Raw genomic sequence first — 22,268 nt, forward strand, 5'->3', positions numbered from 1 at the left:
ATAGTTGTCGAACATTTCTTATGCCCTCATAGAAAACCTCAGGAAAGCCCCACAAAACCTGAGAATCCGCCCAACATCGCGTCCGCTCGACACACTGCGAGCGACTTCACGTGTAATCTCACTAAAGGAAATTACTGGCAGCGACGAAATCGAGACTGTGGTGACAATCGATTATGACCAGCAGATTCTTGAATCTGTTGCCGTCCGGCGCTCCCGACTGCTGAAAGCAATGTTGTTCGGGAGAGAGCGTACCCGCCGAGCTTTTAATGATGGTTTGAAGTTCCTTTTCATCAGCGCCATCATCGCAACGATCATTTGTGCCGGTTGCGTCGGGTACTCGTTCATTATCAACCTGTTCGCCGAGTCGGATTTTGACATGGGTGGTCCCGCAAGTCTGGAGGTACGGTGACGAGTCCAACCTACGTTCGGGTCACCATCACCACCGAGCGCCGCAACGTGGAGATGCTGCTTCCGGCCTACCGGCAAGTCGCAGAGCTGATGCCAGAGATTCTTCAGATATGCGGAACCTCCTCGACTCATCACACCCCTCAGGCTCTGACACTGACTCCCGTGGGCTCCGCTACGCTGCGCGCCCACCAAAGTCTCAATGACGCTGGAGTTGGTAACGGTGCGGTGCTCGCACTGGATCGACGTGACGAGGCAGTGCCCCGCCCGGTCATTTACGACCTTGCCGAGGAAACCGAGAGTATGGAAGTACCCGCTACCTCGGTGCTCAGCGTCAACCTGGACCGATTGGTCACTACGGCAGTGTTTGTACTGTTCGGGCTCATTGGGCTTGTCATAGCTACCGAGGTCTTCGACACGCCCCAGCCGGCGTGGTGGAGTCTGGGTATCGCGGGTGCGGCTCTGGTCCTGTTGGCTGTCATTCCGGTACGACTGTTCAGTTGGGATGCTGAGTTCATTGTGTTCAGCGCGGCGGCGCTGGGGTTGGCCTACTACTGGGGTCTTCCGGATTTTCTGTGGTCGGAGTGGGTGGTCCCCGTGTGGCTGCTTGCTGTGCTCATCTGCTGGCTGGCAGCCCGCCGCCTGTGGAAGAGTCTGCTGGCTACCGGGCTCGCAGCGGCAGCCTTAGTGGTGTTGTGGTGGGGTTCGTGGCAGCTTTTCGCCAGCCATCAACAGGTGGTGGCGGTGGCTGGTATCGGAACGGTGGTTCTCCTCGGCCTGGCTCCGCGGCTGGCACTGGCCACTTCGGGAATGAACCGACTTGACGATGATGTCGCCCAAGGCGACCGTCCCTCTGTGCCTCAGGCAGAAGCCGCATTCATCCGTGCGCACGCTGGATTGGCTGCGGCAGTCATCCTGTGTGCTGTCTCGGTCACGCTGGCGGTCCACGGACTGTTGGATGGAGGTTTCACCCGCTGGACGTTGCCGTTAGCAATTCTGTTAGTGGTGCTGACGGCACTCAGGGCGCGGAGTATGCCACTGGCTATTGAGCGGGCTGCCCTGCTTGCCTCAGCGGCAGCCAGCAGCCTCTTCATTCTCCTGGCGCTGACCGACCATCTTCCTAGTTGGTTACTGCTCACTATTCCGGTGGTGCTCGCGCTGTTGCCAGTCCTACTGAGAGTGATCACAGTTTCCGCTCATCACCGAGCTCAATTGCGTATCTATGCGCGGCGCCTAGAAGGGCTGGCCACTTTGGCATTGCTACCGCTGCTTATAGGGCTCTTCGGAATATACTCCCAACTGACAAACACGTTTCAGGACTGATCAGCCATGGCAGAGCACACGAACCCCAACACCCCATTGGGTCGAGCCACTCAAACGCGTGCCGGCGGTCTGCCCGGTGCCCAGAAACTGACCGACTCCGAAAGGCTTCTCGCGCCGTCTGATTCAGCCACCTTGGAATCCGAGACAGGCACTTCTGACGCTGCGGCGGCAGGCACTAAGGAACTAGCCCGGCGGGGTCGTGATGTGCTGGTCGCTGAGCAGGGGGAAGACACCATCACGGACTCGTCAGCTTCACGGGGGCTGCCTCACGGAGACAGCTGGATTGCTCGTACAGGCCGGGCCCTGACCCGTCTGGTGTACACGGATAACTTTCCCAACGCGTTTGCCGAAGCGATCGATGTCTGCCAATCTCCCGTCACCACGGGTCGTCGCATTGGGGTCATCAGTCCCGTCGGGGGGTCAGGGGCGTCGACTCTCACCGCGGCGATGGCTGCGCTTTTCGCTCTAGTCCGCACTGATCAGATTGCCAGTGTGGATCTCACCCCGGCACCCAGCGGTCTCATCGCTCGGGTGCCAGCCGATGACGCTGATGGAGGTCCCCCCGCCGGGCTCGGGCGGCTCGGTGGTACGGCTGATACTGACAACACCGATGATGTCGAGCTTGCTGAATGTGGTTCCTTCCCCAGACCCCGCCTTCTGCGACTGAATTATGGGGAGACAGACCGATTGCTGGAAAGCGGCGACATTGCTCTGCTGCACCGGGGGCTCAGCCGCAGCCGAGCCATCTCCGTCAGCGAGGTTCCCCGACCCAGCCTCAACCCCACTGTAGAGATTGGAGATTTCCACGCTCTGGTGGTGGCTCTATCAGCGACTCTGGGCTCCAAATCCACGAACAGCGATTTGCTGCGGGACATTTCTCACCGCGCCCCCGCAGTGCCTATCCTTCCGGTTCTGGTGGACTCCCGCAGAAGCTCAGCTAGGACCAAAGCCCACCTTGCTGCCGCGGCGAGTCGCACACTCAGTGACGTTGGCATCCCTGGCCCGGTTCTGCGCCTCGACCACGACCGCCATTTGGCCACTGGCGGTGAGCTGCGCATAAGCCGTATTGGAGAGGTTCGCCGGCTACAGGTGGCTGAGCTCAGTGCGGCTGCCCTTGAAGCCGCGACAGGAGCCCAAAGGTGACTATCGCTGAGCACCCCAGCGTCCGAGGCGGCGTTAAACTCATTCATCGACCTGCTCGCACCTCTACTCCCGCGCAGTCCGGAGATGTGCTTCACCTAGAGCGCCCACCCCAAGTCGAAGACGGCGGTCAGGGTGGGATGGGTTTCCTTGGGCTGATACCCCTGCTGGGGGCCGCCGGATCGATGACAGTGATGATGCTGTTCAGAGGTTCGCCTTTCGCGGCTGTCGGTGCCCTCATGATGATTGTCACCGTCACCGGGGCGATTGTGATGCTGTTCTCTCAAAGGGGCAAAGCTGGCCGGCGGCGGCAAACTCTGCGTGACCTCTACTTGGAGTATTTAGAGAGCCAGCGCTATGACCATCTGACGGAGGAGCGGCAGATGCGGGCTCGGGCGCGCAGCTGCGACCCCGAGCCCGAGGCGCTGCTAGAGGTGGCTGCCGATCCACACAGATTGTGGGAACGTCGGCGTCACCACGAAGACTTCTTGCGGCTTCGTCTGGGTACCGGAACGGTGCCGGCCCGGCAGATCAGATTGGAAGGGGAGACCAGCGCTGGACAGCGACCGGATCCCCACATGGAGCAGGAGATGCAGAACCTGGTTGATAGGTTCTCCAACGCCCCAGATATGCCCGTCCTCGTCGACTTGACGCGCCACGGCGCCGTCTCGGTGGTTGGGGATGCGGGATTCGGGCGGCAGGTGGTACAAAACCTACTCCTTTCCGCTGTGGTGTTCCATAGTCCCGAAGATCTCCACCTCGCCGCGGCAATCCCCCCGGATGATTCAGAGGACCAACAGAAGCAGAACTCGTGGAGTTGGCTGGCTTTGGTACCCCATATTTTGGATCAGAGCCGACCCACAGAACACGGTCCGCTGAATCGAGTGGCCCCATCACTGACTGCCCTGCGTGACCTGCTAGATGATGAGGTTCGGGGCCGATATCAGAAGTACGCAGAAGTACGTAAGAACTTTCTGGTCGAGAGCTCATCCCTTGCGCTTCCACGGCTGCTGGTGCTCGATGCGACCCACAACGGCCCGGCCCAAGGCTTTGAGCTGCCCGACCCCAGTTTGGCTCCCGATGACTTATCCATCACTTCAGTGCACTTGGTGCAACGGCAGCAGGATGAGCCCGAGCACACCACCCTGCGCATCTGCCAGACCGCTGAAGGTTTCCGGGTCGAGGACTATAGTCAGGATCCGCTACGGCCCCAGCTGATGTCCGGGTACCTGCAGGAAAATCCGCCATCTGTCGCTGTTGGGATAGCCCGGCTGCTCGCGCCATTGCGTCTCTCACCTGACTCTCTAGAGCACAGCGATGAGATCGACTCCCAGCGCTTCACCGCATACCTAGGAATCCGTGAATTCACTGCAAGTGATATTGAACGGTTGTGGCGACCCAGAGATCTACCAGACTTTCTCAAAATCGCCATTGGGGTCGACGACCGCGCTAAGCCGGTAAAGCTTGATCTCAAAGAATCCGCACAGCACGGCATGGGGCCGCATGGCCTCTGCGTCGGAGCGACCGGTTCAGGAAAATCAGAACTTTTGCGCACTCTGGTTATCGGACTTGCGGTGACCCATCCACCGGATCTGCTGAATATGGTGTTGGTGGACTACAAGGGAGGCGCCACTTTTGCGCCCTTTGAAGGCGTGCCCCACGTTTCGGGTATCGTCACAAACCTTTCTGACGACGCGAGCCTCGTCGACCGCATATATGCCAGCCTCGAAGGGGAGGTTCAGCGACGTCAGGAAGTGTTGAAGAAGGCCGGCAACGTCGCCAATATCACCGATTACCAGCAGCGTCGGCGGGAGCTGGCCGAGGAAGGTGAAGAGCTTCCTGCGCTGCCACACCTGTTCGTGGTCATTGATGAGTTCGGAGAGCTGCTCAGTGCACAGCCAGACTTCATCGATCTGTTCATGTCGATTGGTCGGATTGGTAGGTCCATCGGTGTCCACCTGCTGCTTTCCTCCCAGCGGATCGAGGCCGGCAAACTCCGTGGTCTGGATACTCACCTCTCATACCGACTTGGTCTTCGCACCCTTTCTGAAGGCGAGTCGCGAACTGTGTTGGAGACCCCAGACGCTTTCCATCTACCCCCGCTACCGGGCTACGGCTACCTCAAGGTGGACACCACCACGTACTCACGATTCAAGGCGGGATACGTCTCCGGGCCGCTGACCACTGAAATCGAGCAGGAAGACGATCACGAGGACGAAGAAGCACTGTCAGTGGTTCCGGGACATTTCTACGCTGAAGACATGCTGCATCGGCTCAGTCCAGAAAAGGACGACGACGCTGACGAGGCACCAGAGCCCGTTGTCCCGGTGTCCACCAGCGCACCGACTGTTATGTCCTCGCTGGTAGAAATCCTGCGCGAGTATGACAGGGCGACCGCTCCGATCTGGCTGCCCCCGCTGCCGGAACAGATCACCCTGGATCAGGCACTAGAGCTACTAGAGCCTGATCCAGAAGCCGGATTCCTGAGCGCCCGCACCCAGCGACTTACTTTTCCGATCGGCCTACTCGACGATCCCGGTAGCCAGTGGCAAGGTTTGTGGGAGCTTGACCTCACCCGATCCGGGGGCAATCTCATCTTCCTGGGTGGACCCGCTTCTGGAAAAACCACCCTGCTCCGCACGGCGGCACTGTCCTTGGCTAACACCCACTCCGTCTCTGAAATCGCATTGTTCGGCATTGATCTGCGCGGCTCGGCTCTTCAGCCCCTGGCCGACCTTCCCCACAGTGGAGGTATGGCCGGCCGCAGCTCCCGTGAAGCATTGCGCAGGACTATCGAAGAAATCACAGACCTGCTTGAGGACCGCGAGAAGATCTTTGAACAGCGCGGCATCGACAGTCTGCTCACGATGCGTCAGATGCACGCCGACGGTGCCCTCGAGGAACTTGGCGTTGCCGATGTTGTCCTGCTGGTGGACGGATGGGGGAGCCTCACCGATGAGTTCGAGGACCTCCAAGAGCAGGTTTACGGGATATTGGCCAGAGGCGGAAACTACGGAATTCATGTCATTGCTACTGGTTCCCGCTGGAACGAAGTGCGGATTGCCCAGCAGACCTTCTTCGGCAACCGCATCGAGCTGCGGTTGGGTGAACCGGCCGAATCAGCCCATGGCCGCAAGGTCGCCGAGAGGATTCCAGCCAACCGGCCCGGCCGCGGACTCAACCATGACCACCTGATCGGTCAGGTCGCCCTACCCCGAACGGACGGCCTCGCAGAAACCGCGAGCCTCAACGCAGGTTTGACCGAGGCAATCAAAGCCGTCAGTGCCAGAGAACCGGAGAAGACACCTAGGCGGGTCCGGATGCTCCCCGCCGTGATTACACCGGAGGATCTACCGTCACCTGAGCGTGCCGGGATCATTCCCATCGGTCTGGAAGAACGCACAATGGGCCCCAAGATGCTTGACATCGATGCCTCCGATCGGCACCTGATGATCCTAGGAGACGAGCAGACCGGCAAGAGTTCTCTGCTGGCCCACATCATGACTACTCTCGCGGGGCAGCACACCTCAGATGAGATCGTCTTCGCCGTCTATGATCCCCGGAGGTCTTTGCATGGATGTGTCCACGACGACTATCTCGGCGGTTACGCCACCTCGGCATCCTTAGGTCAGCGTCTAACTGAAGCTGTGACCAAGGAACTGCGGTCCCGGGTACCAGATGACCCGCTAGCTGCTGCTCAGAATAGTGGCTTCCATGGGCCCCGTGTGGTGCTGATCGTTGATGACTATGACATCCTCACAGCTGGCGGGAACTCCCCACTCCGTGAATTCTCTGAATTCTTGGCAATGGGAGCCGAGATTGGTTTGCATGCTTTCATCACGCGAAAGGTTCGCGGCGCCAGTAGGGGATTGTTTGAGCCGTTCTCTAGTGCAGTGCGCGATGCGGGCGGCTCCACTTTCCTGATGAATGGGGATCGCTCAGAAGGCCCGCTCATTAACAACGTCAGGCCACGCCGACAGCCGCCTGGGCGTGGTCTATTCTTTCAGGGCTCACAGGCACCTTCGACAGTCCAGACGATCTTCAGGGAAGGACCCTCATGACCCAGCCCCCCAGCACCCCTGGCAACGACAACCCCACGATGTCCGTCGAAATTCTCTCAGCACAGCAGGTAAGAATCGACGGCGAAGTCTCCGAGATGTCTCAGGGGGAGGACCCTTACGCCCGAATCTTCGAAGCCGCCCAGAAGATTGCTCTGGAAGAAGGCGCCCCAGTCACCGTCCACGGGACGGACCATATCCGTGCAGAGAAGAGCACCTTCACCGTCACTAGCGATGGCAAGACAGAGCCCATAGGCAGTCCAGGGGAGCAGGGACGTCGCCCTCTGGAGGCAGAGAACACACCTACTGGCTCTCTCGAAGGTCTTTCCCGCATTGAGCGGCGTCGGCTCAGCGAGGCCGGTCACCCCTCCTTCGTCACTCCGCCGCCGGAGAAGCCCGCCCGCGGCATGCGCAAATGGCTCTACACCTTTTCCGCTGGGACCATCAACATTGGGCCCTCTGAAAAGGAACGCAAGCACCAGGACCTCGTGGAACGGATCGCCCGTCCGCTCAATGGAAGCCGCAACACGGCGGTGTTGTCACTCAAAGGTGGGATCGGCAAAACCTCCACCACAGTTGGCGTCGGTATGACTATGGCCCAACACCGCGGTGACATCCCATGCGCAATCGACGCGAACCCTGATTCTGGAGACCTCGCCGAACGTGCCCTGGGCGAGCGGCACCTCCTCGCCACACCTCGACGTAACATCTCGGACCTGTTGGATGACCTTCCCGAGGTCAACTCTTTGACTAAGCTGCAGACCTACCTCCACCAGGCCGACCGGCTCCACGTGCTGGCCGGCGAGCAGGATCCGGTGCTCTCTGACAGCCTCACGGCCGAAGAATGGGAGCGCATCCACACCGAATTCGCCAAGTACTACCCGGTCATTCTCACTGACTGCGGGACCGGGGTGAGCCACAACGCGATGAAGGGCATCCTGAAGACTGCGGACAACCTGGTGATCGCAGCCGGATTTGCGGTTTCTGGAGCTCAAAGGGCGCGGCAAACACTGACCTGGCTGGCCAGTCACGGATACAAAGATCTGGCGCGCAACGCCATCGTAGTAGTCACCGACAAGGAGAACGTCTCTGAACGCGTCGACAAGTCCCTGATTCGCAGCAACCTGCGCGGTATGTGCCGAGGTTTGGTGGTCGTGCCTTTTGACCAGTCAGTCGTCGATGGTGACCAAGTCAATCTTGAGATGCTCCACTCCGGCACCCGGCAGGCCTACATGGAGATCGCCGCGGCCATCGTTGACGGTTACGAGTAAACCATCACGCGGTACCAGGAGCATCGCCTCCGGTCCGAACGACCACGGAGGAGACATTTCAAATTTGAAATAGTAAGCTTGTAGCCCATGCAGTCATGCCCAGAGGAGGGCTCATGAGCAACACCGAAGCTCGTCCCACCGAACAGGTATGCATCAACGGCCCCCACACTTTTGAACCCGATTCAGAACCACAGCACGACGACGCCGGATCAACACGCGTGCTGCCCTCCCCACCTGAAGGACACCTCAGCCCAGGTATCACCGACACGGCCAGCGGCGTGCAACTGCTGGAGCCCAGGGACGTGCCCCTCGGCGGTCCGCGCGCCATGACAGTCCGCCGGACCATGCCCCAACGTGCCAGGTCCCTGGTCGGCGCGTGGTGCTTCTTAGACTTCTATGGCCCGGATGACCTCACCGAGGCGACGCCCATGCGAGTTCCCCGACACCCGCATACAGGCTTGGCCACCTGCTCGTGGCTGTTCTCCGGTCGGATTGACCACATGGACTCCGCCGGCCACTGGGCAACCGTCCGTCCCGGAGAAGTGGCCCTGATGAACGCAGGACGCGGCATCAGTCACTCCGAATACTCCACCGACGACACCACCGTGCTCCACGGTGCACAGCTTTGGTATGCGTTCCCGGACCAGCACCGGTTTGTGGAACCCAGCTTAGAGACTCACTTTCCCGAACCCGTGCGCGGCGAGGGTTGGGAGGCCCGAGTCTTTATCGGCGACCTTTTGGGATACCGCTCCCCGGTGAAGACCTACATCCCCCTCACCGGCGCCGAGATCCGCCTGGAACCGGGCGCCACGCTAGACATTGCCGTGCCCGCAGGTCACGAACACGGACTGCTGAGGATCTCAGGGGGTGTCAGCTTCAATGGTTCCGAGGTGCCCACAGACCATCTCGCCGTGGTGGACCCAGGTCCCGAGACTCTCAAGCTTCAGGCCCATGACGAGCCGGTGCTCGCTTTGCTCATCGGCGGTGAACCGTTGAACGAGCAGATCGTGATGTGGTGGAACTTCGTAGGCCGTTCGCATGAGGAGATCGCGGAGTACCGAGCCGCCTATCAGGCGGAGATGGGGTTCGAGGCCCCCGCAGAGGACTCGCCTCTGAAGTCCAAAGTCCCCCAGGCGGCGTCGTCATCTGATGCCCGAACCGAGCGGGCCTCCCAGCCGGATGGCACGCAGGAAGAGGTCGACGTCGCCCCCGGCGCACTGGGTGAGCCAGTCAGCGGCCCGTTGCGCGATGAGCTGGCAGGCACCCGATACCGCGACGGCACACCTTTCCCGCAGTTCGGTGACTTCCCTCCAGGCCAAGCTGCGCCACTGCCCGCTCCAGCCCTACCGAACACGCGGATGAAACCGCGGGGTTGACCGGGCGGCTGTGAGCTATCACCGTCTGGATGGGTCAACCGGTGACCGTGGAGGAACGTACCAGGGATTCCGACAGCACCTCCGCGTCGGGGGTAAAACCCAGCCCAGGGGCCTGGCTCAGCTCGATCAGGGGGCCGGCGCCGTGCAGCGAGTGAAGCCTGCGTGGCCAGCTAAGGAAAGGAACCTCCAACTGGGCCGTACCGCCCAGGGCTGCCACGATCTCCGCTGAGGCATTTAAGGAGCTGCTCTCTGCTCTGACCGCGGCTGATCGCTTTCCGCAGGGCATAGACCCCTGGAGTGGTGATGCCGGATTCACGAGCACCTACTCGCCCGCAATTCTCTGGATGCTCGACACTGTGGAACGAACCTTCGGAGTGATGCCGCTGTCCTCCGGAGAGGTAGCATTCAACGGCCTCGCCCCCACGCGGTTGAACCCGTCGCACGGAGGTTCGGGTAGGCCAGGGGTGCAGGCGGCCGCCGAGGCAACAGCGTATTCGCGGACTGTTGCCGAGGTGCGTTACGAGCTCGCTGCCGATGACAGCGAGGTGATGGTCTCCCGCAACGGGGCAGAGCATCTGCGGTTCCCACGCGGATGGAGAGTGACGGTCGATGCTGCAGGCGCACCTACTGCCGTGACGTGCGTGACCCCCCGGCCGGTTGCCGGACTCCTCTGGTGGGCCGGAAGCACTTTGGAGCTGAGTCTGGCTCCAAACGAGTCCGTGGAGCTTGAGGCACTTGGCGTCGTCGCCCGGACCTCTCCCGGCTTCTCGCCGCCGCAGGCTTAGCACTCTTCGGAAGGAAACCTATGACTCTGCACACTGACGAGATCCAACTGCGCGACCCGTTTGTTCTGGTGCAGGAGGAACAGCGTTGCTACTACCTCTTCGGTTCAACCGATGAGAACATTTGGAAGGGTGAGGCCACTGGGTTCGACTGCTATCGGAGCACGGACCTGAGTCGATGGGAAGGGCCGTTTCCTGCTTTCCGGCCCAGCCCCGACTTCCGGTCGACGACCAACTACTGGGCCCCAGAGGTGCATTACTTCGGGGGCAGATACTATATGTTCGCGACTTTCGGTCACGAGAGTCCTGATGTGCGGCGCGGGACGGCGATTCTCGTCGCTGATACCCCCGAGGGCCCTTATGCCCCACACAGCGACGGACCTGTGACACCGCGCGAATGGGAGTGCCTCGACGGAACTTTGCATGTGGACAGCGGGGGGACACCCTGGATGGTCTTCTGCCACGAGTGGGTCCAGGCGACTGACGGCAAAGTGTGTGCGGTTCGGCTGAAGGAGGATCTGTCATGTGCCGCCGGCCCACCAATAGAACTTTTCGCTGCCTCATCGGCCCCATGGGTAGACCCGGTGCATTCTGCCAAGCACGGCACTGGGTATGTCACGGATGGACCTTTTCTGCACCGGAAAGAAAACGGGAATCTGCTGCTGCTCTGGGCGAGCTTTCGCAATGGGCGCTACGCACAGGGAGTGGCACAGTCCACCACAGGTAAGATCACAGGCCCCTGGGGGCAGCAGTCCGAACCCCTCTATGAAGCCGACGGTGGGCACGGCATGATTTTTCGTGATCTTGAATCCACACTGTGGTTGACACTTCACACCCCCAACGACACTCCCAACGAACGCGCTGTGTTCATTGAGTTGGCGGATGAGGACGGCACTCTGCGAGCGATGGACTAGGGACGCGGGTCCAAAGCGTCGTAGTGACGGAAACCTGGTCGCAGACGCAGGTAGACACCGGCAATGAAGAGAATCAGCAGTGCGCCCAACAGCTGCGGGAACCACAGCGTAAACATAGCTGCGACAAAGCCAATGTATGTGTCGCCCAAGCGAGGTCCCGCAGTCAGCACCAGCGTATAGATCCCCTGCAGTCGCCCTCGGTACTCGTCCGGTGTCGCGGATTGCATCATGGTTGTCCGGAAGATGCCGGCGACGTTGTCGGCGGCTCCGATGAGGGCGGTCAGGCTGCACAGCAGCAATAGTGCAGCGATATCCACCTGATGTGAACTCACTGGCTGCCCTGAGTGCTCCAGATAAAGAGTTGCCGCGCCGAGAAGCGCCACACAGAATCCGAAGACCATGGTTGAGAGGCTGATTGCCAGTCCATGACGCCGAATGTTGCCGAAGCGTCCCGAGAGAACGCTGGAGGCGACGACGCCTACTGCACCAGACGCTGTAAGCAGCCCGACTGCCCACTCGCCACCCCCAATCAGCAGAACACCCACGGCCGGTCATATACGCGGTGATGGCAAGTGTGGATCCTACGGAGAGATCCACATTCCGGGTGAAGATGACGATCGCTGATCCGATGGCCAGGACCATAAGAATGGAGGGGGTCAGCAGCAGGTCGCGCCACCCCTGGGAGCTGAAGAGGAAGTTCTGGTTCAAGCTCGTGGCTGCTGCGATGACAGCGAGGATCACCAGGACAATGGCCATCTCGCGGGAGGTCACCACGTTCTTGACGAACCGTTGGGCATTCCGCATCTGACTGGGTTTGGACAGCGCTGCTGTGCTCATCTGCCGTTCACCTCTCCTGCGGTCGCCAGGTCCTCAGCCGGGTTGGATTCAGAATTCTCGATCGCTTCTTCCCGGCGGACTGTGGCTGCGTGCATGACCTTCTCCGGCGTCGCGTCTTCTCGGGGCAGCTCGGCGGTGATTCTGCCTTCGCTGACCACTAGTACGCGGTCAGCCATGCCAAGCACTTCGGGAAGCTCTGAGGAGATCATGAGAATCGCCATTCCTTCTCCCGCCAGTTGGGACAGCAGGCGGTGGACTTCAGACTTTGTGCCGACGTCGATGCCTCGGGTGGGCTCGTCGATAATCAGCAGCTTGGGGTCGGTGGCCAACCATTTTGCGATCACCACCTTCTGCTGGTTGCCGCCGCTCATGGTGGCGGCGTTCATGGACATGGCCGCGGTCTTGACCTGCAGGCGCCCTGCCCAGGAGGAGGCCGCGCGGTTTTCTGCCGACCGGGTGATGATGCCGAACTTCTGCAGACGCCCCCTGATGGCAGCGCCGATGTTCTCGGCAACAGAAGACTCCACCACCAGCCCCTGTTGGCGGCGATCTTCGGGGACCAGAGCCATGCCGGCTTCGATCGCCGCGGCTGGTCTGTGTTTGGAGATCAGCTGACCTGCGAGCTTCACTGTTCCAGAGTCGTAGGGGTCCACCCCGAACACGGCGCGGGCTATCTCGCTTCGGCCCGCCCCGACGAGGCCCGCCAGGCCGACGATCTCTCCAGCACGGACAAGCCCCAGGTAGGACACTTCACTGACGACGACGCCGTCCTCCACTTCCTTGCCCATACTGAACACCCGCGCATGGCCGAGCTCGGCACCAGCTGCCCAGACCACTTCCTGCGCACCAAGGTCAAACCGCTGGTGCTGGATCTGCCTGCAGACTGTTCAGTTGAAGACGCCAAAGCACGGCTGCGTGAACTCCACGAGAGCTACCGCGAGGACTACCAGGGCTACTACGACCGCCACGCCGATGCGGACTCCCCAGCTATCCGCGGGGCCGACCCTGCAATCGTGCTCATCCCCGGAGTCGGCATGTTCAGCTTCGGCAAAGACAAGCAGACCGCCCGGGTCGCCGGTGAATTCTTCATCAACGCGATCAACGTCATGCGCGGGGCTGAAGGCCTTTCCACCTACACCCCGATCGATGAGCACGAAAAGTTCCGCATCGAATACTGGGCGCTGGAAGAAGCCAAGCTCCAGCGGATGCCCAAGCCCAAGGAACTGGCCACGCGCATAGCTCTGGTGACCGGGGCAGCTTCCGGCATCGGCAAAGCCATCGCTAAGCGGCTGGCAGCTGAAGGCGCCGTCGTCGCTATTGCTGATCTGAACCTGGAGAAAGCCCAGGAGGCTGCCGCTGAAATCGGTGGTCCGGACAAAGCCGTCGGAGTGGCAGTCGATGTTTCCGATGAGCACGCCGTCCAGAAAGCCATCGACGAGACGCTCCTGGCCTTCGGCGGACTCGATATTGTCATCAACAACGCTGGCCTCTCACTGTCCAAATCCCTGCTGGACACCACTGAAAAGGACTGGGACCTCCAGCACAATGTGATGGCCAAGGGCTCATTCCTCGTCTCCAAGGCGGCCGCGAAAGCGCTTATTGAGCAGAATCTAGGCGGGGACATCATCTACATCTCTTCCAAGAACAGTGTCTTCGCCGGACCTAACAACATTGCCTACTCCGCCACCAAGGCAGACCAGGCGCACCAAGTCCGGCTGCTGGCCGCAGAACTGGGCGAACACCAGATCCGGGTCAACGGCATCAACCCCGACGGTGTGGTCCAAGGCTCCGGGATCTTCGCCTCAGGATGGGGCGCCAACCGCGCCAAGACCTACGGCATTGAGGAACAAGACCTCGGCAAGTTCTACGCCCAGCGCACTATCCTCAAGCGCGAGGTTCTGCCGGAAAACGTCGCCAATGCGGCGTTCGCGCTGTTGAGCCAGGACCTCTCACACACCACCGGTCTGCATGTGCCGGTCGACGCCGGCGTCGCCGCAGCGTTCCTTCGATAAGGCAGAGGTCATGAGCACAACGTGGCATGCGGCGGTGGACCTGGGAGCATCTTCTGGACGAGTGATGCTCGGCCGAGTGGGTCCTGAGACTCTGGAGCTCAAAGAAGCCGCACGGTTTCCCAACAGTGTGGTTCACCTGCCTGATGGTCTGCACTGGGACATCGTCGGGCTCTACGAGCACGCAGTTAACGGGCTCGCCGCAGCGGTCCGGGAAACCCAGGCCGACGGCGGCATCACATCCGTGGGAATCGACTCCTGGGCAGTGGACTACGGTCTGCTCAAGGAGCCGGCCGTAGGGCCCATGAGCCTGCTTGGCACGCCCCGGCACTACCGTGATGAGCGCACCAGCCGAGGGGTGGAGACCACGCACCAGCAGGTGCCGTTCGCAGAACTCTACCGGCGCAACGGCCTACAGTTCCTGCCGTTCAACACTCTTTATCAGCTGGCCGCAGAAGACCTCATCGGGATGGCGGACAAGCTGTTGCTCATCCCGGATCTGCTCGGCTACTGGCTGACCGGAGAAATGCTGACCGAACAGACCAACGCCTCCACCACCGGGCTGCTCGATGTGCACACCAAAGCGTGGGACACCGAACTGATGCAGACCCTCGGGCTGCCGGGAGAGCTCTTCGCGCCCGTCGCAGCACCAGGGGCGACCCTAGGAGAGACTCGGCCGGAACTGGATGAGACCCTCGGCGCCTCGGGCCTGCCTGTGACACTGGTTGGCTCACATGACACCGCTTCAGCAGTCGTAGGAACTCCGCTCTCCACGCCCAATGCAGCCTATATATCCTGCGGAACATGGGGGCTGGTAGGCCTGGAACTGGAGCGACCAGTGGTGACCGAAGCGTCCCGTGAGGCCAATTTCACTAACGAAGGCGGCGTCGACGGCCGGACCCGGTTCCTCACCAACGTGATGGGAACCTGGCTGCTGTCGGAAACTCTCACCACATGGCAGCGCCGCACCGGCGAGGACCAGAACCTCCCCCAGCTCCTCGAAGCCGCAGCCGAAGTACCTGCAGACCGCGTCGTCGTCTTCGATGTGCAGGACCCGAGATTCATGCCACCTGGTGATATGCCAGAACGCATCGCCCAGCTATGCCGCGAGCTGGGCCGGCCAGCACCAGAAACCACTGCGGAGGTAGTCCGCAGCATTGTGGAGTCCATCGCCCAGGGGTTCGCCAATGCCCTGGACAATGCGTCTCGGCTCGCTGATAAAACAGTGGATACAGTCCATATGGTGGGCGGCGGAAGTCTCAACGCGCTCCTCTGTCAGGCCACAGCCGACCGTTCAGGGTACCCTGTGATCGCAGGCCCGGTGGAGGCCACCGCCATCGGAAACCTCCTCATCCAGGCCCGCACCGCCGGGACTATTAGTGGCACCCTGGAAGACATTCGCGGGCTCATTGCTCGCACTCACCACCTGACCACCTACCAGCCCCGCTCCTGATGGGGCCGAATGCGGCGACAGCATCGTCGTCGTGATGAGGAGAATGTATGTCTGATCATTCCGCCAGTGACAGCACAGGAAACCATGCCCGGATCCCTGTGAAGCGTCAACTTCCCAAACCCGCAGACCTCGCACCACTGATGAAGTTCAAGAAGTTTGACTTCAACGCCTCGCGTCGGCGTCTTAGCGCGGCCCTCACGATCGAAGACCTCTACAAGATCGCCAAGCGCCGCACGCCGAAGGCCGCATTCGACTACACCGACGGTGCCGCGGAGGGTGAATTCTCCCTCACACGAGCCCGGCAGGCCTTCGAAGACGTGGAGTTCAATCCTTCGATCCTGCGCAACGTGTCTTCGGTCGACATGTCGTCCCAAATCATGGGTGGGCACTCCTCCCTGCCCTTCGCGATCGGCCCCACAGGCTTCACGCGGTTGATGCAAACAGAAGGTGAGATCGCCGGAGCATCCGCTGCCGGGGCCGCAGGAATCCCCTTCACGCTCTCCACACTGGGCACGACCTCCATTGAGGACGTTCAGGCAGCCAATCCCCAGGGACGCAACTGGTTCCAGCTCTATGTGATGAAGGACCGCGAGATCTCTTATGGTCTGACCGAGCGTGCCGCGGCCGCCGGGTTCGACACCCTGTTCTTCACCGTGGACACCCCCGTTGCGGGAGCTCGACTACGTGATAAGCGCAACGGTTTCTCCATCCCGCCGCAGCTGAGTCTCAGCACGGTGATCAACGCCATCCCGCGGCCTTGGTGGTGGTTCGACTTCCTCACCACGCCGCCCCTGGAATTCGCCTCACTCTCCAGCACCGGTGGCACTGTCGGTGAGCTGCTGGACAAGGCGATGGACCCCTCCATCTCCTTTGACGATCTGAAGATCATCCGGGAGCTCTTCCCCGGCAAGCTGGTGGTCAAAGGTGTGCAGAACGTCGAAGACGCCAAGAAGCTGGCCGACTTGGGAGTTGACGGGATTGTGCTGTCCAACCACGGCGGACGCCAGCTGGACCGTGCACCAGTGCCGTTCCACCTGCTGCCCAAGGTCGCCCGTGAAGTCGGCTCCGACCTTGAGATCGGACTGGACACTGGTGTGATGAACGGCGCGGACATCGTCTCCGCTGTCGCCCACGGCGCCAAGTACACATTCATCGGACGCGCGTACCTCTACGGCCTGATGGCCGGCGGCCGTGCCGGAGTCGACCGTGCCATCGAGATCCTCGCCGAACAGATCGAGCGCACCATGAAGCTGCTGCAGGTCTCAGACCTCAGTGAGCTCCGACCAGAGCACGTGACCCAACTGACGCGGCTGGTCCCGGTGAGGTCTGCGGAGTAGACGGAGCTAAAAGAGGGCCATCGCCCCGAACAGCAGCAACAACGACGTCACCCACCAACCAGTGAGTGCCCACACCAGCACCACCCAGCCCAGCACAAGGCCAGCAGTGGCGCGGTGGCCCAGGCTGCGAGCCTTGGAAGCCTGCCAAATCGCTAAGGGGCCCAAAATAATGGGCAGAGTGAAGAACCCGATAATGGCCAGGACCACCGCTGAGGTGGCGTGCTGACGGGCTTTCTGTTCGCGCTGATACGCCCAGTGCTCCAGCTCATCAGTCCCCGGAGTGGGGTAGTAGTAGCCGTATCCGGGCGGAGCGTACCCCGGTTGCGAATATCCCGGACCGGCGTACCCCGGCGGGGGATAACCAGGAGCCGGGTGCTGAGCGGGGGGTCTGACGCCGAAGCCTCCAGCTTCGGCCGCGGTATGTGGGTGGCCTCCTGGAGCGGGGTCATGCGCCTTCCTGGAACCGTACCAACTGGGGTTTCGACCGCCACTGCCTGCTGTCATCGCTCTATTCTTGCGAACCTTAGGAGAAAAGTCACCGGCATCTGCGCCGGATCTCGTTAGCCCTTGCGGCGGCGCAGCTCAGAGATCATCTGTGGCAAGACATCGTTGAGGTCACCAGCCACCCCGAAGTCGGCGATCTCAAACACCGGTGCGTCCTCATCCTTGTTGATCGCCACAATGGTCCCCGAGGTCTGCATGCCAGCCTTCTGGTGGATCGCGCCCGAGATACCCACAGAGATGTAGAGCTGCGGCGAAACCGTCACCCCGGTCTGCCCGACCTGCGCCGAATGGTCAATCCACCCAGCGTCCGTGGCCACCCGGGAAGCTCCAACGGCCGCGCCAAGTTCATCGGCTAACTGCTCCACCAGGGTCACATCCCCGTCCACGCCGCGGCCGAAGGCCACGACGGTAGAAGCCTCTGTCAGGTTGGGTCGGCCGGAATCAGGAAGCTCAGACTCCTCCAGGATGCGCACCACCGATGAGGCCTTCACCTCCAGCTCCACCACCTCGGGCTCCGCGGCGGGCACCACCTGTTGTGAAGCAGTATTGGGCCGCAGCGTGGCCAGCAGTGGACCATCCTCGCTGATCTGCGCTGTGGTCCGCCAGGAACCTGCCAGAACAGATTTAGTAGCCGCTCCGGAACCAGTGACGCCAGTGGCTCCTGTGATGAGCCCAGCATTGAGGCTCACGGCCGCCTGGGACAAGGTATCCACCGTATCTGGGGTGTCCGAACCAAGAATGAGATCCGGGTACAGCTCTCCTGCCGCCGTTGCCACGAGTTCGGCCAACGCCGGGTTCGGAGCGTAAATGGGGCCATCGCCGGTGAGCACACCGGTGACCCCTTTCACCGCAAGGGGGGCAGCTCCCTGAGCGGGCAGACTGCCGGTGACGACCACCGTCTCACCCAGGGCGTCGGCATGGGTCAGCAGCTCCGCCTGCGCAGGAGTCAGATGAGCGTCCACCCGGTCGAAGAACACCAGAACCTGAGTCACAGCAGCCCCTCCTTGCTTAGGAACTCGACGGTTTTCTGCCCCGCTGCGCCGTCGTCATGAATGATTTCACCGGCTTCACGTTCCGGCCGGGGCTCGGCAGCCAGCAGCGACACCTTGGACTCCACGGCGTAATGTGTCAGCCCCAGCTCCGCCAAACTGAAGGTAGTCGTCGGCTTCTTCTTGGCCTTCATGATGGCTCGGAAGTTCGGGTAGCGCGGCTCATTGGCCTGATCAGTCACTGCGACCACCGCCGGCAGTGGGGCAGATACTTTCTGGAATCGGCGCCCGGAGATCCGGTCCACGTCCAGCTGGCCGTCCTTGAGTACGACGTCGGTTGCCTGAGTCAGTGCCGGAATACCCAGCCGGGCAGCCACCTGGGCTGGCACCGCAGCGGTCTCGCCATCCTCGGAAGCCATACCTGTGAGAACCAGGAAATCACTGTCTGAAGCGGTTGAGCGGACAAAGTTGATGGCGGCGGTCAGGGCAACAGAAGTCGTCCAGATATCGGCGGCCTGCAACGCCTCATCCGTGAGGTGGAAGCCATCATCGGCGCCGATCTGCAGGGCTTTCTTCACCGCAGCGGAGGCACCGGGAGGACCCATCGTCAGGGCAGAGACGCGGACCTCGGTGTCGTACTGTTCTTTAATCTGCAGGGCGGCTTCCAGCGGATGCTCGTCCAGTTCACCGAGAATGCCCTCGCTGCGGATCAGACGGCGGTCCTCGCCGATCTGCCGCTCCAGTTGAGCGTCGGGCACCCACTTGACCAGCGTGATGATGTGCAGTGAGCCCGGCATGATCCCTTCCATGAAGCTACAGGTGGTGTACAAGCTTTTCTATGGTCGCATGACTCGCCATCGGAGTTCGGCCCAGAGCGTCTCTATGTAGCGCACAGCACAACCGCAGCTCCGAGGTTGGATAGTCTCAGACCATGAAAATCGTATGTGCCCCGGATTCATTCAAAGGGTCGGTGACAGCCGCCCAAGCAGCCGCCGCCATGGCCGCCGGAGCGCGGCAGGTCTTCCCGGAAGCGGAGATTGTGGAGCTTCCGTTCGCCGATGGAGGGGAAGGCACCCTCGATGCGCTCATGGCAGCATGGGATCGAGAACCGCAATCAGTGACCACAGTGGATGCTCTGGGACGCTCAACTCAAGCGAGGTACGGACTCTCACCCGATGGGCGCACCGCAGTCATTGAGGCCGCTGAGGCCAATGGTCTGCCGCAGGTCGCCGATGTGCCCCTTCAACCACTGCGGGCTGACACCTACGGGGTCGGCTTGATCGCACGCCACGTCATGACCGCCGGCGCTGAAGAGATCCTGCTGTGCATTGGCGGATCGGCCACCACAGATGGTGGGACCGGTATTCTCCGCGCCCTGGGTGCCGAGTTCCTGGACCAGAATGATGCCCCCACCCCACCAGGAGGAGCAGGGCTAGGCCGGATATCGCGGGCGGACCTTGCCGGCGTTGACCCGCGTGCCCGCCAGGTGCGCTGGCGGATCGCCGTGGATGTGGACAACCCCCTGACCGGAGAGCGTGGCGCTGCTGCGGTGTTCGGTCCGCAGAAGGGCGCCACACAGGAAGACGTGACGGAGCTCGACGCCGGGCTCAGTCAGCTGGCCTCGGTGCTAGCCGATGTGACCGGAGTTCCAGTAGAGGAGTACCGCAATGCGGAAGGTTTCGGAGCCGCCGGCGGGATCCCATTGGCGCTGGTCAGCCTGCTCGGTGCTGAGGTGGTCCCAGGCTCGACCATGGTGGCTGATGCGGTGGGGCTTGAGGATGTGCTCGCTGAAGCCGATCTGGTGCTGACCGGCGAAGGGCGGTTCGATTCCCAATCCTTGGGCGGGAAAGTAGTGGATGCGGTGGCTTCACGGGCACCGGAGTCAAGCGGCGTCGTCGTGATCGCTGGCGCTGTCGAACTGTCCCCGGCACAGTGCCTCGCGGCCGGCATTACTGCGGCGTTTTCCATTGCTCCCGGTGCCGCGACTCTTGAAGAGCTCCAATCCGGTGCGGCGCAGCTGATTGAGGACACCGCCGCCCACGCCTGTTCGCTTTTTGTCTTACGGTAGGATTAATTCCATGAGCATCGCATCTTTGAACCCATCGGCCGTGCTGCGCGACACCGGCGTGGTCACCATCGAGGACCGCCCCACCCCGCAGCCCGCCCCTGGCGAGGTCCTGGTGGCCGTGGGTGCCGTGGGCATCTGCGGTTCAGATGTGCACTACTACGAACACGGCCGCATCGGCGACTTCGTCCTGCGCGCACCCATGGTCATGGGACACGAGTCAGCCGGGGAGGTCGTCGCGGTCGGCGACGGAGTGGACCCCTCCCGCGCCGGGCAGCTGGTCGCCCTCGAGCCCGGAGTCCCGTGCAAGAGCTGCGTGCAGTGCCTGGCCGGCCGCTACAACCTGTGCCCCGATATGCAGTTCTTCGCCACCCCACCGGTGGACGGCTCCATGGCAGAATACGTCACGCTCGACGCCGCCTTCGCCCACCCAGCTCCGCAGGGAATGACTGCCGAGCAAGCCGCCATGGCCGAGCCGGTCTCTGTCGGAGTCTGGGCCTCCAAGAAGGCGGGGGTGACTGTCGGGGACCGGGTGCTGATCACCGGAGCCGGGCCGGTGGGCCTCTTCGCCGCACAAGTGGCCCGGGCGTACGGTGCGAGCTCAGTGACACTGACCGATCTCTCCGACTACCGCCTCTCCGTGGCTAAAGAGCTCGGCTTCGCAGCCCAGCGGGCAGACGCCCCCTTGGGGGAGAACGCCTTCGATGTGTTCTTCGAGTGTTCTGGCGCAGCTCCGGCTTTCAAGGTAGGCATGCGCGCACTGGACCGCAACGGGCGCGCTGTGGTGGTCGGTATGGGCTCTGATGAACTCCCGCTTGAGGTATTTGCCATTCAAGGTAAGGAGCTGACCATCCAGGGGGTCTTCCGGTACCGGAACTGCTACCCGGCAGCTCTGGAACTGATTGGACGCGGCGCAGTGAACGTCGCCCCGGTGCTGACGCACCGCTTTGCCCTGAGTGAAGCGGAAGACGCGTTGACTCTGGCTCGCAGGGAAAAGAACTCCCTCAAAGCCGTCGTGGTGCCCTAGGGCATCATTTTCCAGGTTGTGCGGTGCCTGATTGGTGCACATGCCGCCAGGCCCGCACCAATTGACCGAACTCCTTGACCTGTACCAAGACGTGCTCCCGCGCAACATTCTCGGCCACCTCAGTGTTGCCTGTTTCGATAGCTTCTGTGATCTGCCGATGTTCGGCTAAAGACCTGCGGAGCCGGTCCGGAACGCGTAGTTGGAGCCTGCGGTAAGGCTGCAGAGACCTGCGCAAATGATGCGCCTGGAGCCTGAGATACTCGTTGCCGCAGGAATTGTAGATGACCCCGTGGAACCACGCATTCGCGTAGTAGTACCCATCGGAGTCTCCCTTTTCCTCATAGAGCCGACATTCCTCAAGTGCATGATGGAGCTCATCCAATTGTGTGCGGTCCATTGAGCTCGCACAGAGCCGCGCCGCCATGCCCTCCAGTTCGGCCATCACCTCGAAGCGGTCAGCAAGTTCCGGCAGGCTCAGCTCCGTCACGTACGTTCCCTGCTTAGACCGGATCAGCACAAGTCCCGAACGCTCCAACGCCTGAAGAGCCTCCCTGATCGGAGTGCGGGAACAGCCGAATTCCTCCGCCAGCTGCACTGGGTCCAGACGTTCTCCAGGACGGTAACGTCCATCGACAATCGCGTTTTCCAGAGCATCGCGTACTCGTTGGGATTCTGGCACCCGGGCCATGCATACCTCCTTGAGAGTTGAGCTTAGAGGTTGCGCGGGTAGGCGGGGTGTCGTTGGTTCCCGCGCTCGGGTGTGTCGCTGCAGGCTGAC

18 protein-coding genes and 2 pseudogenes are annotated in these 22,268 nt (G+C 61.7%); 13 read left to right on the forward strand and 7 right to left on the reverse strand.

Annotated features, from left to right (window positions below; translation table 11 throughout):
• The first annotated feature begins 160 nt into the window (after positions 1-160).
• The 6 genes from FEF26_RS13470 to FEF26_RS13495 all read left to right on the forward strand — a co-directional run bounded on the left by FEF26_RS13470 (position 161) and on the right by FEF26_RS13495 (position 9,573).
• Positions 161-409 (forward strand): hypothetical protein, encoded by a 249-nt coding sequence (locus FEF26_RS13470; RefSeq protein ID WP_138254062.1) that lies wholly within the window; start codon positions 161-163, stop codon positions 407-409.
• On the forward strand, positions 406-1,728 hold the full coding sequence (gene eccD, locus FEF26_RS13475; protein WP_138254063.1) for a type VII secretion integral membrane protein EccD: 1,323 nt from the start codon (positions 406-408) through the stop codon (positions 1,726-1,728). Before FEF26_RS13470 ends, eccD begins: the two co-directional genes overlap by 4 nt.
• Before the next feature lie 6 nt (positions 1,729-1,734).
• Positions 1,735-2,871: a hypothetical protein gene (locus tag FEF26_RS13480; RefSeq protein ID WP_138254064.1), complete on the forward strand. Its 1,137-nt coding sequence runs from the start codon at positions 1,735-1,737 to the stop codon at positions 2,869-2,871.
• A complete protein-coding gene (gene eccCa, locus FEF26_RS13485; protein WP_243730595.1) occupies positions 2,868-6,929 on the forward strand; it encodes a type VII secretion protein EccCa in 4,062 nt (1,353 codons plus the stop codon). Before FEF26_RS13480 ends, eccCa begins: the two co-directional genes overlap by 4 nt.
• The gene (locus FEF26_RS13490) at positions 6,926-8,197 is read left to right on the forward strand and encodes a MinD/ParA family ATP-binding protein (protein WP_243730596.1); all 1,272 of its coding nucleotides are present in this window, start codon (positions 6,926-6,928) and stop codon (positions 8,195-8,197) included. Before eccCa ends, FEF26_RS13490 begins: the two co-directional genes overlap by 4 nt.
• A 113-nt stretch (positions 8,198-8,310) precedes the next feature.
• Complete coding sequence (locus FEF26_RS13495; RefSeq protein ID WP_138254065.1) at positions 8,311-9,573, forward strand: pirin family protein; 1,263 nt, start codon at positions 8,311-8,313, stop codon at positions 9,571-9,573.
• Between the two features lie 34 nt (positions 9,574-9,607).
• Here the strand turns inward: FEF26_RS13495 and FEF26_RS13500 are convergent, their stop codons facing one another.
• Entirely contained in the window at positions 9,608-9,790 is a 183-nt protein-coding gene (locus FEF26_RS13500) for a hypothetical protein (protein WP_138254066.1), read from the reverse strand.
• 127 nt (positions 9,791-9,917) lie between these two features.
• Between FEF26_RS13500 and FEF26_RS13505 the strand changes: the two genes are divergently transcribed.
• Together FEF26_RS13505 and FEF26_RS13510 are read left to right on the forward strand one after the other, a co-directional pair.
• A complete protein-coding gene (locus tag FEF26_RS13505) occupies positions 9,918-10,358 on the forward strand; it encodes a hypothetical protein (RefSeq protein ID WP_166433044.1) in 441 nt (146 codons plus the stop codon).
• A 20-nt stretch (positions 10,359-10,378) separates the two neighbouring features.
• Entirely contained in the window at positions 10,379-11,269 is an 891-nt protein-coding gene (locus tag FEF26_RS13510; protein ID WP_208012929.1) for a glycoside hydrolase family 43 protein, read from the forward strand.
• On the opposite strand, the gene FEF26_RS13515 is transcribed toward FEF26_RS13510, so the two are convergent.
• Positions 11,266-11,814: an MFS transporter gene (locus tag FEF26_RS13515; protein ID WP_138254068.1), complete on the reverse strand. Its 549-nt coding sequence runs from the start codon at positions 11,812-11,814 to the stop codon at positions 11,266-11,268. The genes FEF26_RS13510 and FEF26_RS13515 overlap by 4 nt on opposite strands.
• 288 nt (positions 11,815-12,102) lie before the next feature.
• A pseudogene (locus FEF26_RS13520) lies at positions 12,103-12,837 on the reverse strand (ATP-binding cassette domain-containing protein); the annotation flags it as partial.
• On the opposite strand from FEF26_RS13520, the pseudogene rhaD reads away from it, so the two are divergent.
• From rhaD to FEF26_RS13535, 3 genes and pseudogenes are all read left to right on the forward strand, one after another.
• A pseudogene (rhaD, locus tag FEF26_RS13525) lies at positions 12,823-14,118 on the forward strand (bifunctional rhamnulose-1-phosphate aldolase/short-chain dehydrogenase); the annotation flags it as partial. The pseudogenes FEF26_RS13520 and rhaD sit on opposite strands and share 15 nt — an antisense overlap.
• A gap of 10 nt (positions 14,119-14,128) precedes the next feature.
• On the forward strand, positions 14,129-15,568 hold the full coding sequence (locus FEF26_RS13530) for a rhamnulokinase (protein WP_138254070.1): 1,440 nt from the start codon (positions 14,129-14,131) through the stop codon (positions 15,566-15,568).
• A gap of 47 nt (positions 15,569-15,615) precedes the next feature.
• A complete protein-coding gene (locus FEF26_RS13535) occupies positions 15,616-16,905 on the forward strand; it encodes an alpha-hydroxy acid oxidase (protein ID WP_138254071.1) in 1,290 nt (429 codons plus the stop codon).
• Between the two features lie 6 nt (positions 16,906-16,911).
• Here FEF26_RS13535 and FEF26_RS15975 read toward each other — a convergent pair whose 3' ends face one another.
• Genes FEF26_RS15975 through FEF26_RS13550 form a run of 3 tightly spaced genes read right to left on the reverse strand, consistent with a single transcriptional unit; the run spans position 16,912 to position 19,195 of the window.
• Complete coding sequence (locus tag FEF26_RS15975) at positions 16,912-17,409, reverse strand: hypothetical protein (RefSeq protein ID WP_208012930.1); 498 nt, start codon at positions 17,407-17,409, stop codon at positions 16,912-16,914.
• Positions 17,410-17,465: 56 nt separating this feature from the next.
• Positions 17,466-18,401: an electron transfer flavoprotein subunit alpha/FixB family protein gene (locus tag FEF26_RS13545; protein ID WP_138254072.1), complete on the reverse strand. Its 936-nt coding sequence runs from the start codon at positions 18,399-18,401 to the stop codon at positions 17,466-17,468.
• Entirely contained in the window at positions 18,398-19,195 is a 798-nt protein-coding gene (locus tag FEF26_RS13550) for an electron transfer flavoprotein subunit beta/FixA family protein (protein WP_208012931.1), read from the reverse strand. The genes FEF26_RS13545 and FEF26_RS13550 overlap by 4 nt, the downstream gene beginning before the upstream one ends.
• A 134-nt stretch (positions 19,196-19,329) precedes the next feature.
• Here FEF26_RS13550 and FEF26_RS13555 point away from each other — a divergent pair, with 134 nt between their 5' ends.
• The gene (locus FEF26_RS13555; RefSeq protein WP_138254073.1) at positions 19,330-20,466 is read left to right on the forward strand and encodes a glycerate kinase; all 1,137 of its coding nucleotides are present in this window, start codon (positions 19,330-19,332) and stop codon (positions 20,464-20,466) included.
• 10 nt (positions 20,467-20,476) lie between these two features.
• The gene (locus FEF26_RS13560; protein ID WP_138254074.1) at positions 20,477-21,490 is read left to right on the forward strand and encodes an NAD(P)-dependent alcohol dehydrogenase; all 1,014 of its coding nucleotides are present in this window, start codon (positions 20,477-20,479) and stop codon (positions 21,488-21,490) included.
• Positions 21,491-21,494: 4 nt separating this feature from the next.
• On the opposite strand, the gene FEF26_RS13565 is transcribed toward FEF26_RS13560, so the two are convergent.
• On the reverse strand, positions 21,495-22,178 hold the full coding sequence (locus FEF26_RS13565; RefSeq protein ID WP_138254075.1) for a GntR family transcriptional regulator: 684 nt from the start codon (positions 22,176-22,178) through the stop codon (positions 21,495-21,497).
• Positions 22,179-22,268: the final 90 nt, after the last annotated feature.

Origin of the sequence: Nesterenkonia salmonea (assembly GCF_005771525.1) — a bacterium.
GTDB classification, from domain to species: Bacteria; Actinomycetota; Actinomycetes; order Actinomycetales; family Micrococcaceae; genus Nesterenkonia; species Nesterenkonia salmonea.